Annotated in this window: 15 protein-coding genes and 2 pseudogenes; 15 read left to right on the forward strand and 2 right to left on the reverse strand. The window is 69.1% G+C overall.

The genetic code is table 11. From position 1 onward, the window contains the following. Nucleotides 1-130: pseudogene (locus F6Q13_RS05290) on the forward strand (bifunctional diaminohydroxyphosphoribosylaminopyrimidine deaminase/5-amino-6-(5-phosphoribosylamino)uracil reductase); the annotation flags it as partial. Between the two features lie 10 nt (nt 131-140). On the opposite strand, the gene F6Q13_RS05295 reads toward F6Q13_RS05290, so the two are convergent. After that, nucleotides 141-1,673: an MFS transporter gene (locus F6Q13_RS05295; protein ID WP_293053259.1), complete on the reverse strand. Its 1,533-nt coding sequence runs from the start codon at nt 1,671-1,673 to the stop codon at nt 141-143. Further along, on the reverse strand, nt 1,673-2,377 hold the full coding sequence (locus F6Q13_RS05300) for an LppX_LprAFG lipoprotein (protein ID WP_293053262.1): 705 nt from the start codon (nt 2,375-2,377) through the stop codon (nt 1,673-1,675). The genes F6Q13_RS05295 and F6Q13_RS05300 overlap by 1 nt, the downstream gene beginning before the upstream one ends. Before the next feature lie 95 nt (nt 2,378-2,472). Here F6Q13_RS05300 and F6Q13_RS05305 point away from each other — a divergent pair, with 95 nt between their 5' ends. The 14 genes and pseudogenes from F6Q13_RS05305 to F6Q13_RS05370 all read left to right on the forward strand — a co-directional run bounded on the left by F6Q13_RS05305 (nt 2,473) and on the right by F6Q13_RS05370 (nt 14,408). After that, nucleotides 2,473-3,075, forward strand: a complete 603-nt coding sequence (locus tag F6Q13_RS05305) for a riboflavin synthase (protein WP_293053265.1) — start codon at nt 2,473-2,475, stop codon at nt 3,073-3,075. A 47-nt stretch (nt 3,076-3,122) separates the two neighbouring features. After that, on the forward strand, nt 3,123-3,437 hold the full coding sequence (locus tag F6Q13_RS05310; RefSeq protein ID WP_293053267.1) for a DUF732 domain-containing protein: 315 nt from the start codon (nt 3,123-3,125) through the stop codon (nt 3,435-3,437). A 104-nt stretch (nt 3,438-3,541) separates the two neighbouring features. After that, nucleotides 3,542-4,819 (forward strand): bifunctional 3,4-dihydroxy-2-butanone-4-phosphate synthase/GTP cyclohydrolase II, encoded by a 1,278-nt coding sequence (locus tag F6Q13_RS05315; RefSeq protein WP_293053270.1) that lies wholly within the window; start codon nt 3,542-3,544, stop codon nt 4,817-4,819. 16 nt (nt 4,820-4,835) lie between these two features. Beyond that, nucleotides 4,836-5,318 (forward strand): 6,7-dimethyl-8-ribityllumazine synthase, encoded by a 483-nt coding sequence (ribH, locus tag F6Q13_RS05320; RefSeq protein WP_293053273.1) that lies wholly within the window; start codon nt 4,836-4,838, stop codon nt 5,316-5,318. After that, nucleotides 5,315-5,785: a PH domain-containing protein gene (locus F6Q13_RS05325; protein WP_293053276.1), complete on the forward strand. Its 471-nt coding sequence runs from the start codon at nt 5,315-5,317 to the stop codon at nt 5,783-5,785. The genes ribH and F6Q13_RS05325 overlap by 4 nt, the downstream gene beginning before the upstream one ends. 89 nt (nt 5,786-5,874) lie before the next feature. Further along, a complete protein-coding gene (gene uvrC / locus F6Q13_RS05330; RefSeq protein WP_293053279.1) occupies nt 5,875-7,854 on the forward strand; it encodes an excinuclease ABC subunit UvrC in 1,980 nt (659 codons plus the stop codon). After that, the gene (rapZ, locus tag F6Q13_RS05335; RefSeq protein WP_293053282.1) at nt 7,851-8,768 is read left to right on the forward strand and encodes an RNase adapter RapZ; all 918 of its coding nucleotides are present in this window, start codon (nt 7,851-7,853) and stop codon (nt 8,766-8,768) included. The genes uvrC and rapZ overlap by 4 nt, the downstream gene beginning before the upstream one ends. Further along, a complete protein-coding gene (gene yvcK / locus F6Q13_RS05340) occupies nt 8,765-9,811 on the forward strand; it encodes a uridine diphosphate-N-acetylglucosamine-binding protein YvcK (protein ID WP_293053285.1) in 1,047 nt (348 codons plus the stop codon). The genes rapZ and yvcK overlap by 4 nt, the downstream gene beginning before the upstream one ends. Continuing rightward, nucleotides 9,808-10,785, forward strand: coding sequence for a DNA-binding protein WhiA (gene whiA / locus F6Q13_RS05345; protein WP_293053363.1), 978 nt, complete (start codon nt 9,808-9,810; stop codon nt 10,783-10,785). The genes yvcK and whiA overlap by 4 nt, the downstream gene beginning before the upstream one ends. Nucleotides 10,786-10,958: 173 nt before the next feature. Next, complete coding sequence (locus tag F6Q13_RS05350; protein ID WP_293053288.1) at nt 10,959-11,162, forward strand: antitoxin MazE-like protein; 204 nt, start codon at nt 10,959-10,961, stop codon at nt 11,160-11,162. Next, nucleotides 11,159-11,500 carry a type II toxin-antitoxin system PemK/MazF family toxin gene (locus F6Q13_RS05355; RefSeq protein ID WP_293053291.1) on the forward strand — a complete coding sequence of 114 codons (342 nt, stop codon included), beginning with the start codon at nt 11,159-11,161 and terminating at the stop codon, nt 11,498-11,500. The genes F6Q13_RS05350 and F6Q13_RS05355 overlap by 4 nt, the downstream gene beginning before the upstream one ends. A 58-nt stretch (nt 11,501-11,558) precedes the next feature. Further along, nucleotides 11,559-11,972, forward strand: a pseudogene (locus F6Q13_RS05360) (phytoene desaturase family protein); the annotation flags it as partial. Nucleotides 11,973-12,168: 196 nt separating this feature from the next. Then, nucleotides 12,169-12,897 (forward strand): ZIP family metal transporter, encoded by a 729-nt coding sequence (locus tag F6Q13_RS05365; RefSeq protein ID WP_293053340.1) that lies wholly within the window; start codon nt 12,169-12,171, stop codon nt 12,895-12,897. A gap of 86 nt (nt 12,898-12,983) precedes the next feature. Continuing rightward, nucleotides 12,984-14,408, forward strand: coding sequence for a PE-PPE domain-containing protein (locus F6Q13_RS05370; protein ID WP_293053342.1), 1,425 nt, complete (start codon nt 12,984-12,986; stop codon nt 14,406-14,408). The last annotated feature ends 83 nt before the right edge of the window (nt 14,409-14,491 follow it).

The raw sequence follows: 14,491 nt of genomic DNA on the forward strand, positions 1-14,491 counted from the left end.
GCTGCTGGGCGGGCCGGTCACCGCGGTCGACGACGTCGCGGTGCCCAGCATCGCGCAGGCGCTGCGCTGGCGGTTCGACGGCGTCGAGCGGATCGGACCGGACGTGCTGCTCAGCATGGTGCCGCGCTGACCGCTGGCGCTCAGCGCCCGACCGGCTCCTTTTCTGCCGTCACCGGCTCGTCGGCGTGCACGGGGCGCCCGCCGAGCAGCAGACCCAGCAGAGCCCCGGCCACGCACACGTATGCGGTCACGGTGAAGATCCCGCCGTACATCTCGGCGAACGCCTCCCGGGCCATTTGCGCCCGGCTGGCCAGCTGTTCGGCCAGGCTGGCGTGGCTGGGCAGCGCCGCCATCTTGTGCGCCAAGATCTGATCGAAGCGGTAGAACCCCCAGGCGCTCAGTGCGGCCACGCCGATCAGCATGCCGGTCATCCGGGCCACCACCACCAACGCGGCGGCGATCCCGTGCTGGGCCGCCGGCACCACGCGCAGACTCGCCGAGGACAGCGGCCCGATCACCAGACCCAGCCCCAGCCCGGTGACCGCCAGATCGGTGGCCATCTTGGGCAGCGTGAGGATGCCGAAGACGCTGTCGGTCGCGGTGGCCACGTCGAGTCGCCACTGCGAAATGAGCCAGTAGCCGCCGGCGGCGATCAGCAAGCCCACGAGGGTCATGGCACGGTCGCCGATCGTGGTGGCGATCCACCCGCCGAGCACCGCCCCGACCGGCAGCGCGACGAGGAAGTGCAGCAGCATCAACGCGGCGGCGTCCTGGCTCTTGCCGAGCACACCCTGGCCGAACAGCTCCACGTCGACCAGCGTCACCATCAGCGCCGCCCCCGAGGCCGCCGATGCCCCCAGTGCGGCCAGGAACGGGCGGAAGCGTACCCCGGCGGGTTCGATGAGCCGGGTGCGGGCGAACCTTTCCCACAGCGCGAACACGGCGGCGGCGGCGATCGCGCCGAGCACCAGCGGCCAGCCGTAGCCGGGCAGCACCTGCTTACCGTTCGGCTCGGGGTTGTAGAGCCCGAAGACGGCCAGGCCCAGGGCGGTCGCCAGCAGCACGCCGCCGACCAGGTCGATTTTTTCCGGCTCGGCGGCGCGGTCGTGCGACGGCAGGCTGACCTGGATCATCAGCATCGCAGCCGCGGCCAGCGGCACATTGATCCAGAACACGTCCTGCCAGCGGCCGGTCAGCCACACGATGCAGATCCCGTAGAGCGGGCCCAGCACGCTGCCGAGTTCCTGGGAGGCGCCGATGCCGCCGAGCACCCCGGCGCGGTTGCGCTGCGACCACAGGTCGGCGCCCAGCGCCAGCGTGACCGGCAGCAGCGCGCCGGCGGCCACTCCCTGGATGAAGCGGCCGACCACCAGCATGCCGACATCGCCGGACAGCGCGGTGACCACCGAGCCGGCGGCGAACACGGCCAGGCTGGCCTGCAACACCAGCTTGCGGCCGAACCGGTCCGAGGTCCGGCCCAGCAGCGGCATCGCCGCGATATAGCCGAACAGGTAGCAGGTGATGACCGGGGTGATCTGCTGGATCTTGTTGATCGGGATGTGGACGGTGTGGATGATGTCGCGCATGATCGTGACCACGACATAGGTGTCGAGGGAACCCAGCAGCACGGCCAGGCTGCCCGCGCTGATCGCAACGCCGCGAGCGACCCGCATCAGCCGGTCACCGACGGCTTGGTGACCGTTACCGGCTCGTTCCAGTTCGACAGCGTCATCTGGATGGAGTTGTCCGCGCTCGGGCTCAGCTTCGCCTGCACGAGCTCGTGGTTGCCGTTTTCCTGGATCCACACCGTGATCGGCATCGGCTGGTCGGCCTTGAGCTGCGGAGCGAGCTGGTTGACGGTGTCGGCCGGGACTTTTCCGCTGATCCGGATGGTGTCTTGGCCGTTGAGGGTTTCGCGGGACTCGGCCTTGGGGTCGGACAGGTGAGCCAGCACGTTGGCCAGCCCGGTGTCGGGATTCAGGATCGACGCCGGGTCGTAGATGTCGGCGGCGGGCCCGAAGTCGCTCCACAGGTCGCCGGTCAGGGCCGCGTAGAGGCGACCGCCGTAAACGACGAACTGGGCGTCGACGTCCGAACCGCCCATGGAGAGCTTGGCGTTGCCCTTGGCGGCGGTGCTGGGCTTGGTGGTGAGATCGCCGGTCAGCGTCTTGACCGGCAGCTTCTTGATCTTTCCGGTCGTCGAGAGCACCAGGTGCACGCTGGTGACATCCTTGGTGGCCTGGCTGCACTGCCTGACCAGATTGGCCGCGTCGGGCAGCGGTGCGGCGGTTTTCTTCGACGCCGAGCAGCCGACGACCAGCCCGGCGGCGAGGCTGACGGCGGCGAGAACGGCGAAGAGTCGGCGAGGCGTCGGCATACTGAGCATCGTAGAGGGTGGTGCGGGCGGCGCCGGGGACCCTGAGGCCGGCGCGGGCGTCGTGTGGTCAGGTTCACCAGCAGTAACCTGAAGTGGTGTTCACCGGGATCGTCGAGGAATTGGGCGAGGTGGTCGGCCGTGACGACCTGGGCGACTCGGCGCGCTTGACCATCCGCGGCCCGCTCGTCACCGCCGATGCCGGCCGCGGCGACTCGATCGCCGTCAACGGGGTGTGCCTGACCGTGGTGGAGGTGCTGCCCGGCGGTCGGTTCACCGCCGACGTCATGGGCGAGACGCTGGGTCGGTCCAGTCTGAGCGGACTTGTTGCCGGCAGCCCGGTCAACCTGGAGCGCGCCGCCGCGCTGGGCAGCCGGCTCGGCGGGCACCTCGTGCAAGGCCACGTCGACGGCACCGGGCACATCCTGGCCCGCACCCCGGCCCAACATTGGGACGTCGTGCGGATCGAATTGCCCGCGTCGCTGGCCCGCTACGTGGTGGAGAAGGGATCGATCACCGTCGACGGTGTTTCGCTGACCGTCTCCGGGCTCGGCACCCAACCCCGGGACTGGTTCGAGGTATCGCTGATCCCGACCACCCGGGAGCTGACCACCCTGGGCCGTGCCCCGGTGGGCACACCGGTCAACCTCGAGGTCGACGTCATCGCCAAGTACGTCGAACGACTGGTCACCGCGACCTAGTTGTGCCAACCGCATGGTCCCGCCACATCCAGGAAGGGAGTCTGGTGATGAGACGCGCGCTGGCAGCCTTTTGGGTGCTCGCCGCGGTGTTGCCGGCGGCACCGGCTCACGCCGACGAGTGCCATCCCGATCCGGCGGAGCGGGCCTACCTCGCCGAGGTGGCCGAGGGGGATGTGCCGGTCAAGCCGCCCAACGGAGCACTGCAGGTCGGGCACCGGGCCTGCCGGGATCTGAGAGCCGGAATGTCACCGGAGGAGGTGATCGCCACGGATTTCGGGGTGTTCGGCGGCGCGTGGGGCCAGACCATCATCGATGCCGCCCAGCACCACCTGTGCCCGGACACGCTCCCACCGGGTGGCTGAGGAGTGACGACCCGCACGCGTCACGGGCCCGCCGGCACCTGCGCCGGGTAGGTCATACTGAGATCAGCAGCCCGGATGGGTTCCGGGGAGACCAGGTGGGAGCGATGACGAGGTTGGACTCCGTCGAGCGGGCGGTTGCCGACATCGCGGCCGGCAAGGCCGTGGTCGTCATCGACGACGAAGACCGGGAAAACGAGGGCGACCTGATCTTCGCCGCCGAGAAGGCCACCCCGGAGCTCGTGGCGTTCATGGTGCGCTACACCTCCGGCTACCTGTGTGTGCCGCTGGACGGCGCGATCTGCGACCGGCTGGGCCTGCTGCCGATGTACGCGGTGAACCAGGACAAGCACGGCACCGCCTACACCGTCACCGTCGACGCCAAATATGGTGTGGGAACGGGTATTTCGGCCTCAGACCGGGCCACCACGATGCGGCTGCTGGCCAACCCGGCCAGTGTCGCCGACGATTTCACCCGGCCGGGCCATGTGGTTCCGTTGCGCGCCAAGGACGGTGGCGTGCTGCGTCGGCCCGGGCACACCGAGGCCGCTGTCGACCTGGCCCGGATGGCGGGCTTGCAGCCGGCCGGCGCGATTTGCGAGGTCGTCAGCCAAAAAGACGAGGGCGCGATGGCGCAGACCGACGAGCTGCGCGTCTTCGCCGACGAACACGGTCTGGCGCTCATCGCGATCGCCGACCTGATCGAGTACCGGCGCAAGCACGAAAAGCACGTCGAGCGGGTGGCCGAGGCGCGGATCCCCACCCGGCACGGGGAGTTCCGGGCGGTCGGCTACACCAGCATCTACGAGGACGTCGAACACGTGGCGCTGGTCCGCGGCGAGATCGCCGGACCGAACTACGACGGCCACGACGTGCTGGTGCGGGTGCACTCGGAGTGCCTGACCGGTGACGTGTTCGGCTCGCGCCGCTGTGACTGCGGCCCGCAGCTGGACGCCGCGCTGGCGATGGTCGCGCGGGAGGGCCGCGGCGTCGTGCTCTACATGCGCGGCCACGAGGGCCGCGGCATCGGTTTGATGCACAAACTGCAGGCCTACCAGTTGCAGGACGCCGGCGCCGACACCGTCGAAGCCAACCTCAAGCTGGGGCTGCCCGCCGATGCGCGCGATTACGGCATCGGCGCGCAGATTCTCGTCGATCTCGGGGTGCGGTCGATGCGGCTGCTGACCAACAATCCCGCCAAGCGGGTCGGCCTGGACGGCTACGGACTGCACATCATCGAGCGGCTGCCGCTGCCGGTGCGGGCCAACGCGGAAAACATCCGGTATCTGATGACCAAACGGGACCGGATGGGCCACGACCTGGCCGGCCTGGACGACTACCACGAATCGGTCCAGCTGCCGGGCGAGTTCGGGGGAGCCCTGTGAACTCCGGGGGGCGCGGGTGAGCGGTGGCGCCGGTGTGCCGGAGATGCCGGCGCTCGACGCGTCGGGAGTCAAACTGGCGATCGTGGCCAGCACCTGGCACACCCGGATCTGTGACGCGCTGCTGGCCGGAGCCCGCGCGGTGGCCACCGACTGGGGAGTGGACAACCCTACGGTGGTCCGCGTGCTCGGAGCGATCGAAATCCCGGTGGTGGCCCAGGAGCTGGCCCGCGAGCACGACGCCGTCGTCGCGCTGGGAGTGGTGATCCGCGGCGAGACACCGCATTTCGACTATGTCTGCGACGCGGTGACCCAGGGCCTGACCCGGGTGTCGCTGGACGCCGCCACACCGGTCGCCAATGGAGTGCTGACCACCAACACCGAAGAGCAGGCGCTGGACCGGGCCGGCCTGGCGACGTCGTCGGAGGACAAGGGCGCTCAGGCGACGGCGGCCGCGCTGTCCACCGCGCTGACGCTGCGTCAGCTGCGCGCGACGCCGTGACCGGGCCCGCGTGGGACGCCGAAGTGCGCCCGCACCTGACGCCGTACTTCGTCTATGCGGCGGCGTTCGTGATCGCGGCGGCCCACATCGCGGTGGGCCTGCTGCTCAAGATCAAGTCCAGCGGGGTGATCTTCCAGACCGCCGACCAGGTGGCGATGGCCGCGCTGGGCGTGGTGATCGCCGGCTGCGTGCTGCTGTTGGCCCGGCCGCGGCTGCGGGTGGGGGCCGCGGGGCTCTCGGTGCGCAACCTGTTCGGCGACCGGCTGGTGCCCTGGTCGGAAGTGGTCGGCGTGTCGTTTCCGGCCGGCGCGCGCTGGGCGCGCGTCGATTTGGCCGACGACGAGTACATCCCGCTGATGGCGATCCAGGCCGTCGACAAGGGCCGTGCGGTGGACGCTATGAACACCGTGCGGGCGCTGATGACGCGTTACCGGCAAGACCCCCCGCCGAACGTGACGCCAGCGTGACATCGGCCGCTGAACGTGACAGCAGCGTCACGGTGGCCGGGCAGCCGGTATGCGCCATGGGGGCCGGCGGACGGCACTAGCCTGAAGGGGTGCCCGATCCCGCCACGTACCGCCCCCCGTCCGGGTCCATCCCGGCCGGGCCCGGCGTCTACCGGTTCTGCGACGAGCACGGGCGAGTCCTCTACGTGGGCAAGGCCAAGAGTCTGCGCAGTCGACTGACGTCGTACTTCGCCGACGTCGCCGGCCTGCATCCGCGGACCCGGCAGATGGTGACCACCGCCGCCAAGGTCGAGTGGACGGTGGTCAGCACCGAAGTCGAAGCGCTGCAGCTGGAATACAACTGGATCAAGGAGTTCGATCCGCGGTTCAACGTCCGCTACCGCGACGACAAGTCCTATCCGGTGCTGGCGGTCACCCTGGGCGAGGAGTTTCCCCGGCTCATGGTCTACCGCGGTCCCCGGCGCAAGGGGGTGCGCTACTTCGGCCCGTACTCGCATGCCTGGGCCATCCGCGAAACCCTGGACCTGCTCACCCGGGTATTTCCGGCGCGTACCTGCTCGCCCGGGGTATTCAAGCGGCACAAGCAGATCGAGCGGCCGTGTCTGCTCGGCTACATCGACAAATGCTCGGCACCGTGCATCGGGCGGGTCAGCGCGGAACAGCATCGGCGAATCGTGGTCGATTTCTGCGACTTTCTGTCGGGCAAGACCGATCGGTATGCCCGCAGCCTGGAGCGGCAGATGAACGCCGCCGCGGAAAACCTCGACTTCGAACGGGCCGCACGGCTGCGCGACGACCTGTCGGCGTTGAAGCGGGCCCTGGAGAAACAGACCGTGGTGCTCGGTGACGGCACCGACGCCGATGTGGTGGCATTCTGCGACGACGAGCTGGAAGTCTCGGTGCAGGTGTTCCACGTCCGCGGTGGGCGGGTGCGAGGCCAGCGCGGCTGGATCGTCGAAAAGCCCGGTGAGCCCGGCGATTCCGGTGAGGAGCGGCTGGTCGAGCAGTTCCTCACCCAGTTCTACGCCGAACAGGCCGAACTCTTGCGCGCCGCCGGCGAAGCGATCAGCCCGGTGCCCCGCGAGGTGCTGGTGCCCTGCCTGCCGCCGAACGCCGACGAGCTGGCCAGCTGGCTGTCGGGGCTGCGCGGCGCACGGGTCGCGCTGCGGGTGCCGCGCCGCGGCGACAAGCGGGCGCTGGCCGAGACGGTGCACCGCAACGCCCAAGAGGCCCTGCAGCAGCACAAGCTCAAGCGTGCCGGTGACTTCACCGCCCGATCGGCTGCGCTGCAGAATATTCAGGAAGCCATCGGCCTGGCCGAGGCGCCGCTGCGGATCGAATGCGTGGATATCAGCCATGTCGGGGGCACCGACGTGGTGGGTTCGCTGGTGGTGTTCGAAGACGGGCTGCCGCGCAAGTCGGACTACCGCCACTTCGCGATCCGCGAGGCAGCCGGCGACGGGCGCTCCGACGACGTCGCCTCGATCGCCGAAGTGACCCGACGCCGGTTCACCCGTCATCTGCAGGACCGGCAGGACCCGAATATGCCGGCCGCCGAGGGCCGGTCGCGAAAATTCGCCTACCCGCCGAACCTCTACGTCGTCGACGGCGGCGCCCCTCAGGTCAACGCAGCCGGTGCCGTGCTCGACGAACTCGGCATCACCGACGTCGCGGTGATCGGACTGGCCAAGCGGCTCGAAGAGGTGTGGGTGCCGGCCGAACCCGAACCGATCATCATGCCGCGCAACAGCGAGGGCCTGTACCTGCTGCAGCGGGTGCGTGACGAGGCTCACCGGTTTGCCGTCAGCTACCACCGCAGCAAACGTTCCAAGCGGATGACGGCGTCGGCGCTGGACGTGGTGCCCGGGTTGGGCGAGCAGCGCCGCAAGGCGCTGGTCACCCACTTCGGATCGCTCGCCCGCCTCAAGGAGGCCACCGTCGAGGAGGTCACCGCGGTCCCGGGAATCGGTGCGGCGACCGCGCGGGCGGTGCTCGAGGCGCTCCGCGGCGACACCGGTTCCCCCACTGGTACCGACACCGGCCGGGTCGCCGAACGGGCGTCGGGATGACCGGCGAAAACACCGGGTTGGCCAGCCCGCCCGGTGAGGGCGCCGGCGCGACCGGTATCGACGTCGTGTTGGTGACCGGGCTGTCCGGGGCCGGCCGCGGCACCGCGGCCAAGGTACTCGAGGATCTCGGCTGGTATGTCGCCGACAACCTGCCGCCCCAGTTGATCACCCGGATGGTCGACATCGGGCTGGCGGCCGGATCCCGGATCACCCAACTGGCGGTGGTGATGGACGTGCGATCACGCGGGTTCACCGGCGACCTGGACTGGGTGCGCACCGACCTGGCCACCCGCAACATCACCCCGCGGGTGCTGTTCATGGAAGCCTCCGACGACACGCTGGTGCGCCGCTACGAGCAGAATCGGCGCAGCCATCCGCTGCAGGGCAACCAAACCCTGGCCGAGGGAATCGTCGCCGAGCGAGAGATGCTGGCCCCCGTGCGGGCAACCGCCGACCTGATCATCGACACCTCGGAGCTGTCGGTGCGGGCGTTGCGGGAGACCATCGAACGCGCATTCGGCGGCGAGGCCGTCGCACACACCAGCGTCACCGTGGAGTCGTTCGGCTTCAAATACGGCCTGCCGATGGACGCCGACATGGTGATGGACGTGCGCTTCCTGCCCAATCCGCACTGGGTCGACGAGTTGCGCCCGCACACCGGCCAGCATCCCGCGGTTCGCGACTACGTCCTGGGCCGGACCGGCGCGGCAGAGTTCCTCGCCACCTACCATCAGTTGCTGTCCCTGGTTCTCGACGGCTACCGCAGGGAGGGGAAGCGCTACATGACGCTGGCGATCGGCTGCACCGGCGGCAAGCATCGCAGCGTCGTCATCGCCGAGGCGCTGACGCAGCTGCTGCAGCGGGACGCACACCTGTCGGTGCGGGTGCGCCACCGGGACCTGGGACGGGAATGAGCGCGGGCGCCTTCCCCAGCATCGTCGCCCTGGGCGGCGGACACGGCCTGTACGCGACGTTGTCGGCGGCCCGGCGGCTGACGCCGCACGTCGTCGCCGTCGTCACAGTGGCCGACGACGGCGGCTCGTCTGGCCGGCTACGCAACGAACTCGACGTCGTGCCGCCCGGTGATCTGCGAATGGCGTTGGCCGCGTTGGCCTCCGACAGCCCGCATGGTCGGCTGTGGGCGACCATCCTGCAGCATCGGTTCGGCGGGAGCGGCGCACTGGCCGGGCATCCCATCGGCAACCTGCTGCTGGCCGGGCTTTCCGAGGTGTTCGACGATCCGGTGGCCGCGCTCGACGAACTCGGCCGCATCCTGGGGGTGCGCGGCCGGGTGTTGCCGATGTGCCCGATCGCGCTGCAGATCGAGGCCGACGTGTCCGGGCTGGAGGCCGATCCGCGCATATTCCGGCTGATCCGCGGCCAAGTGGCCATCGCGACCACGGTCGGCAAGGTCCGCCGGGTGCGCCTGCTGCCCGGCGACCCGCCGGCGACCCCCCAGGCTGTCGACGCGATCATGGGCGCCGACCTCGTGGTGCTGGGTCCGGGGTCGTGGTTCACCAGTGTGATTCCGCACCTGCTGGTGCCGGAGCTGGCCGCGGCGCTGAAGGCGACCACGGCGCGCCGGGCGCTGGTGCTCAACCTGGTTGCCGAGCCGGGGGAGACAGCCGGCTTCTCCGTCGAACGCCACCTGCACGTGCTCGCGCAGCACGCCCCGGACTTCACCGTGCACGACGTCATCATCGACGCCGAACGGGTGCCCGGCGAGCGAGAGCGCGAACAATTGCGCCGCACCGCAACGCTACTGCAGGCGCAGGTGCACTTCGCCGACGTGTCCCGCCCTGGTACACCTTTACATGACCCGGGGAAGCTGGCCGCCGCACTGGACGGGGTCGCTGTGCGCGGCAGTGCTCCCGACGCCGTGACGACGACTTCCGAAGGTGAGCCTCGACGGGGACCGGGTGACAACGAACCGAAAGGTGACGACCCGTGGCAATGACGGCCGAAGTCAAAGACGAGTTGGCCCGGTTGGTGGTGAATTCGGTGAGCGCGCGGCGCGCCGAGGTCACCTCGCTGCTGCGGTTCGCCGGGGGGCTGCACATCGTCGCAGGGCGGGTCGTCATCGAGGCCGAGCTGGACATGGGCAGTGTCGCGCGGCGGCTGCGCCAGGAGATCTTCGAGTTGTACGGCTACAACCCCGTTGTGCATGTGTTGGCCGCCAGCGGGATCCGCAAGAACACGCGCTACGTGCTGCGGGTCGCCAACGAAGGCGAGGCGCTGGCCCGCCAGACCGGGCTGCTCGACCTGCGCGGACGCCCGGTTCGGGGCCTGCCCGCCCAGGTGGTCGGCGGCAGCGTCGTCGACGCGGAGGCGGCCTGGCGGGGCGCGTTTCTGGCGCGCGGCTCGCTGACCGAGCCGGGTCGCGCGTCGGCGCTGGAAGTCAACTGCCCGGGTCCGGAGGCGGGGTTGGCGCTGGTCGGTGCGGCCCGCCGGCTCGGGGTCAGCGCGAAGGCCCGCGAAGTGCGCGGCGTGGACCGGGTCGTGGTGCGCGACGGCGAGGCAATCGGTGCGCTGCTGACCCGGATGGGCGCCCCGGAAACCCGGCTGGTCTGGGAGGAGCGCCGACTGCGCCGCGAGGTGCGGGCCACCGCCAACCGGCTGGCCAACTTCGACGACGCCAACCTGCGCCGGTCGGCGCGCGCGGCGCTGGCCGCCGCGGCCCGGGTCGAGCGCGCGTTGGAGATCCTCGGCGACGCCGTGCCCGACCACCTGGCCGCGGCGGGCAAGCTGCGGGTCGAGCACCGGCAGGCTTCGCTGGAGGAGCTCGGCCGCCTGGCCGATCCGCCGATGACCAAAGACGCCGTGGCGGGCCGTATCCGACGTTTGCTGTCGATGGCCGACCGCAAGGCGAAACGCGACGGTGTCCCCGACACCGAATCGGCGGTGACCCCGGATCTGCTCGAAGAGACCTGACTCAATTCTTGGGCGCAAGCCTCGCCATTTATTTGGTTAGATTTATCCCTGGTCAGCGACTTGCCCTGAACAACGTCTATGGCGAAGCTAGACAGTGGCCGCTGCCCTGCCGCGATGATCGGGATGCCCTGCGTTACGCGTAACGACTGCATGTTAGGCGTAACATGGCCGCTATGCGGAACCGAGTCGCGGAATATCGACACCGAATGAAGGCGCGCGGGTACAAGGAAGTCCGCTACTGGGTTCCCGACGTCACTAGCGCCGAGTTCGTCGAACGACTCCGCGCAGAATCCATGGCGCTCAACGCGTCAGACCGGCGCGACGCTACCGCCGACTTCCTCGACGACATTCAGGCCGACACGATCGATGCGCGGTGACGCCCGAGCCGAAGCGTGGTGACTTGTGGACGCTCGCCGGTGGAGGCGGCAGCCTGACCAGTAAGCCGCGGCCCGCTCTCGTCATCACCAGCGACGTCTTCTCAGGTTTGGATTTCGTGACCGTACTCCTGGTCACAACCGATCAGACCGAGGGCTTTACTCGCATCCCTATTCCGGCCAGCAAGCAGACGGGCCTCGCCGAGCCGTCGATGATCCAAGCCGAAAAGATCGTGACCATTCATCGGCGGAACCTGCAGCAACGGTGCGGATACGTCACGCCGACCGTGCTCGCGAAGGTGCGCGAGGTCGTGACCGCCTATCTCGGTTTCGGGGGCTGAACCATCCTCCCGAGGTCGCCGACGACGGTATAAACGCTCCGAAACTATGAACCCGACCCCCTTCGTCATTCTCGGCCAGCAGTACCTGGCGGATCCGTCACGTTCGGCCGGTGCCGTCAACCCGGTATACGCCTACGCCCATGTCCCGTTCGCTTATACCGGTGACGCCACCGCCGCGATCGTCGACCAGATCGAGCGGTTCGCACCGGGATTCCGCGATCGCGTCATCGCGATGGTCAGCACGTCGACGGCCGAGCTGACGACCTACAACGCCAACTACATCGGCGGCGAGATCATCGGCGGCGCCAACGACCGGCTGCAGATGCTGTTCCGGCCGAGGGTCGCGATCGACCCCTACGTCACCGGAGTGCCCGGGGTCTATCTGTGCTCGCAGTCCACGCCGCCGGGTGCGGGCGTGCACGGGCTGTGCGGCTATCACGCCGCCCGGTCCGCGCTGCGCCGGCTGCGCTGAACGCTCAGCCGAGCACCGGGCACCGCTATGGTGGCGGAAATGATATACGGATTTGTCGCTGCCCGCAGTCAGGTTGTCGGCGTGGTTAGGAGTTGACCCGCGCCGTGGCGGCAACGGTTATCAGCGCCCGGATCGACATGGCCGGCATTAGCGCGCCGCGGAGCAGCCGGCCATCGCCGGGTGCCCGAGTCCCACCATGACCGGGCTCGGCCCGATCTGGGCGCTGTTCACCGTCGTCTCCACGCTGGTCGGCGGGGTGGTCGGCATGCGGTTGCGCACTCGCCTGACGGGAGTGATGGCGTTCAGCGGTGGGGTGGTGCTGGGCGTGGCGTTGTTCGGCCTCGGGCCGGAGGCGGTCGACCGGTTGGGGTCGGCGGCGGCGGGGCGCACGGTGGGGGTGGCCATGGGCATCGGGTTCGTGGGGTTTCTGGTGCTCAGTCGGCTCGTGGTGCTCCATCACCGCGACGACCCGGACGAGGCGTCCCGGCATCGGCCGGTGGGGACTCTTGAGGCGTTGGCGTTGTCCGTGCACAGCCTGCTCGACGGTTTCGGGATCGGCGCCGGATTCGCGTTGTCGCCCCAGGTGGGGGCCTTCGTGCTGGTCGCAGTGGTCAGCCATGATTTCGCCGACGGGATGAACACCGTGGTCTTCGTGCTGTCCCAGGGCGGCGATGTCCGACAGGCGCGGCGGTGGCTGCTGATCGACGCCGTCGCTCCGGAGATCGGGGCGCTCGTCGGCGCGGCGGTCCCGCTGGCTGCGCACACCTACGGCATCGGTGTGGCGATCTATGCGGGGATCTTTCTCATGATCGGCACGGGGGAGCTGCTGCCCGCCGCGCACAGCGAACCCTCACCGCTCCGCTTGTCGCTGACCGCAGCCGGGGCGCTGTTGATCTTCCTCATCACCGGGCTGTTGCCGGGTTGATTGCATCGGGGTTGTCCAGCCGAAGATGCAACGGTTGTGGTCTACTCGAGCATTGGGCCGTCACCTCCGCAGGCGCAAGGAGCTCGATGACCAGCCGTAGACCACTGTGGTTCAGTGCTGCAGCGTTGGCGATCGCCACGGCGACCGCAGCGGGGGTGTCACTGGTGACGGCGGGGCTGCCGAGCGGGACGACAACAGTGCGGGCGCCGCTGAGGTTGGTGGACGGCGAGACCGTGGGTCTCATCATGGGCGGCAGCGGCATGCCGATACCGTCGACGGACTTCATCGACGAGGTGCTGGCGCGCTACGATCCCACGACTCCCATCTTTCCGGGGCAACCCGTGTTTCCGGTCGACACCGTGATACCGGTGTTCACCCCGGAGGGCTTGTATCCGGCCACCGGTGTCAAAAGCCTGGAGTTCGACACCTCGGTGGCGCAGGGGGTCACCATCTTGAACAGCGACATCACCACCGAAATCGCCGAAGGGAACAAGGTCGTCGTCGGGGGCGGTTCGCAGAGCGCCACCATCGAGTCACTGGAAATGCGTGATCTGCTGGCCCTGCCCGCCGACGAGCGCCCCACCGGCGATCAGCTCTCCTTCATCGCGCTGGTCGACGTCAGCGCCCCGAACGGCGGCATCCTCGAACGTTTCGACGACCCGAACCTGCCGACGCTGACCGTCCCCAGTTTCGGGATCACGTTTTCCGGCGCGACCCCGGCGGACACCCCGTGGGACACCGTCATCTACGACCAGGAGTACGACGGCTTCTCCGATTTTCCGCGCTACCCGATCGATCTGCTGTCCGACCTCAACGCCGCCCTGGGCATCTACTATGTGCACGGCACGCTGGTCGATTTCACCGACGCCAAGATCGCCGACGCGGTCCGGTTGCCGGTGTCCGCCGATTACACCGGCCACACCGAATACTTCATGCTTCCCACCGCGGACTTGCCGTTGCTGGACCCGCTTCGCAGCGTCCCGGTCATCGGCAATCCCCTGGCCGATTTGCTGCAGCCCGACCTCGAGGTGCTGGTGAACCTGGGCTACGGCAGCATCACCGAGGGTTGGAACCCCGGCCCGGCGAACGTGCCGACCCCGTTCACCGACTCATTGTTTCCCACCAACATCAACCCGGTCGACGTGCTCGCGGCGCTGGCTGCCGGAGCGCAGCAGGGGGTCAGCGCCTTCGACGCCGACCTGTCCCACCTGTCGTTGCCCGCCGTGGCGGCGGCGCTCACCAGCAGCGTGGACGGCGCGTCGAATTCGCTGCCCAGTCTGCTCGACCTCGCCAACGACCTGTCCTTGGCGATCGCCGGCGTGTACACCCCGTTGCTGCCGGTGGCGGATACCCTCAACGCCCTGCTGACCACCCTGCCGGCGTATGACACCGCGCTGTTCGTGCAGGAACTCAGCTCGGGAAATCTCGTCGACGCCGTCGGAATGCCGATCGCGGCCGACTTCGGGCTGGTGCCGGTGTTGCTCCTTTTCGGGCTCGCCGGCGTCAGCTGACATCCATCCCGACACGGTCCGGAGTGCCTAACCTCGATTTTTCACATGGCCTGGCGGGGTTGCTCGGAGCCGGTTGCTGGCCG

It is taken from the genome of Mycobacterium sp. (assembly GCF_008709575.1).
Classification (GTDB): Bacteria; Actinomycetota; Actinomycetes; order Mycobacteriales; family Mycobacteriaceae; genus Mycobacterium.

What these genes read in the sequence shown, in the direction of transcription:
- F6Q13_RS05295 (WP_293053259.1), bottom strand. Translation starts at nt 1,673, where the DNA reads ATGCGGGTCGCTCGCGGCGTTGCGATCAGCGCGGGCAGCCTGGCCGTG.
- F6Q13_RS05300 (WP_293053262.1), bottom strand. Translation starts at nt 2,377, where the DNA reads ATGCCGACGCCTCGCCGACTCTTCGCCGTTCTCGCCGCCGTCAGCCTC.
- F6Q13_RS05310 (WP_293053267.1), top strand. Translation starts at nt 3,123, where the DNA reads ATGAGACGCGCGCTGGCAGCCTTTTGGGTGCTCGCCGCGGTGTTGCCG.
- F6Q13_RS05315 (WP_293053270.1), top strand. Translation starts at nt 3,542, where the DNA reads ATGACGAGGTTGGACTCCGTCGAGCGGGCGGTTGCCGACATCGCGGCC.
- rapZ (WP_293053282.1), top strand. Translation starts at nt 7,851, where the DNA reads ATGACCGGCGAAAACACCGGGTTGGCCAGCCCGCCCGGTGAGGGCGCC.
- yvcK (WP_293053285.1), top strand. Translation starts at nt 8,765, where the DNA reads ATGAGCGCGGGCGCCTTCCCCAGCATCGTCGCCCTGGGCGGCGGACAC.
- whiA (WP_293053363.1), top strand. Translation starts at nt 9,808, where the DNA reads ATGACGGCCGAAGTCAAAGACGAGTTGGCCCGGTTGGTGGTGAATTCG.
- F6Q13_RS05350 (WP_293053288.1), top strand. Translation starts at nt 10,959, where the DNA reads ATGCGGAACCGAGTCGCGGAATATCGACACCGAATGAAGGCGCGCGGG.
- F6Q13_RS05365 (WP_293053340.1), top strand. Translation starts at nt 12,169, where the DNA reads ATGACCGGGCTCGGCCCGATCTGGGCGCTGTTCACCGTCGTCTCCACG.
- F6Q13_RS05370 (WP_293053342.1), top strand. Translation starts at nt 12,984, where the DNA reads ATGACCAGCCGTAGACCACTGTGGTTCAGTGCTGCAGCGTTGGCGATC.